The 1,900-nt window shown below is 38.0% G+C and carries 2 protein-coding genes; both read right to left on the bottom strand.

Features of this window, described 5'->3' with window-relative positions; all coding sequences use genetic code 11:
• Nucleotides 1-205: 205 nt before the first annotated feature.
• Nucleotides 206-343 (bottom strand): hypothetical protein, encoded by a 138-nt coding sequence (locus AC1DUW_RS27215; RefSeq protein ID WP_477643976.1) that lies wholly within the window; start codon nt 341-343, stop codon nt 206-208.
• A 321-nt stretch (nt 344-664) separates the two neighbouring features.
• On the bottom strand, nt 665-1,900 hold a 1,236-nt coding region (locus AC1DUW_RS27210), incomplete at its 5' end, for an ABC transporter substrate-binding protein (protein WP_477643975.1).

The raw sequence follows: 1,900 nt of genomic DNA, 5'->3' as shown, positions 1-1,900 counted from the left end.
CTCCATGAATTTAGCCGCATACTTAATTGCTTGATCGGTATAACCAGATGGGCTTGGTATTGATACTAACTCTTTTATGTAAGTAACGATCTCCTTTTCTTTGATAACACTCATGCCTATCTCTCCTTTCCTCTTTGTATATTATATCTTTTTGTGCCAACTTTTAACATACAAAGGACCGCCCAGAGACGGTCCTTTGATTAATTTAACTCATTTGGGCCAGAACAGGCAAGATTGCCATAACCAATGTAGCAATACCATATATCGTAAAATTTTCCATATTAATTTTCCTTTTCCACTTATCACGCCATACTTTATATCTGCTCATATCTTCGTTACTCATGAAAAATCCTCCTCATGACGAAAGTTCAATTTACCTTATCTGTCTTTGCTTGTTGGACATTTCCTTCATATATATTCCAAGATGGCAATTCTCTTTTCGTCTGGATAGGCTACAATGTCAGCAATGATTTCCTCTTCAAGAGGTTTCAGTAATCGACCAACCGATTCAGTAAACAATAATTCAACTCTCTCTTTGTCACATTAGGATTTCTCACTTCCATCAATATCACCCTTCCAATTACTTACTATTATGTATATAACCTTAATCCACATCCTGAAACGCAAAAAATCGGCCGCCTATACAGACAGCCGATTGGATTCATTATTTTGCTTCTTCAGTGACACCAACATTGAACCATTTATATTGGCGCTCCGCAAGGTAATCATAACCAGAGACGCGCTTATTTACTCCAGTCGTAGTATAACGGAATAATGTTGGAATAATTGGAACTTCTTCATGAATCAGTTCTTGCCACTCATTGTAGGTATCAATACGATATTGATCATCAAACGCTTCCTCTGAGATTCCTTTCGCAAGAAGCTCATCATTTTTGTCGTTCACCCAGCGAGTATAGTTAAATGCTGCGGATCTTGACCAAAGACCGGATGGATCTGGATCGGAAGCAACACCCCATGCCGCTTGATAGATATCAACTTCTTCATTATCTTTTTTCAACAGATCATAGAATGAATTGAACTCATGCAGACGTCCATCTAGCATTTGAACGTCTAGTCCTACTTCCTGCCATTGTTGAATGTAATAATTAGTAAGCGGTTCAGCAATATCTCCGCCGCTCATGGAAGCGAAGTTGATTTTGAACTCTTTTCCATCTGGGTCTTCACGAAGTCCATCTTTATTTGTATCAACATATCCGGCTTCATCCAAAAGTTTTTTTGCTTTTTCAGGATCATATTCATATGGTTTAACATCTTTATTATTATACTTGAAGTTTGGTGTGATCACTGAGTTGGCAGGGAAACGAAGCCCTTTATACATCTTTTCGCCGACTTCTTCATTATTGATGGCATAAGCCATTGCCTGGCGAAGACGTTTGTCTTCAAATTTCGGGTTGTCCATAACATTTTCTGCTTTTTTCTCGTCATAATGACCGAACTTGAAGCCAATATAAGTATAAGCTAAATCGACTTTTCCTAATATTTCAACGTTGTCCAATGCTTTTGCCTGGTCAAATTGATCAGCAGAAATACTAGCTACATCGATATCCCCATTTTCCAGTGACTTAACAGCAACGGATGGATTCACAACTTTTAAAGTAACGCTGTCCAACTTAGGCGCTCCACGGTGGTACCCTTCAAACGCTTCGAATTCAACTGCTTCACCTTGAACAATTTTCTTCACTTTAAATGGTCCATAACCAATCGGATTTTTCCGGATTTTATCAGAAGATTCCAACTTCGCAATTGGAACATCACTTAAGTATTCTTTATGAAGCGGATATGTCCATAATCCAGTTGTTACAGATGGATTTGCTTTCTTAAAAGTAAAGGTGATTTTCTTACCATCTACTTTAATACCCGAAATACTATCTGCTTTTCC

This window comes from Peribacillus sp. P4_C12, from assembly GCF_056402095.1.
This window is presented reverse-complemented; position numbering and strand designations above follow the sequence as displayed.

Bases quoted from the DNA above. Each gene is read 5' to 3' on its own strand.
- AC1DUW_RS27215 (WP_477643976.1), bottom strand. From the start codon at position 343: ATGAGTAACGAAGATATGAGCAGATATAAAGTATGGCGTGATAAGTGG.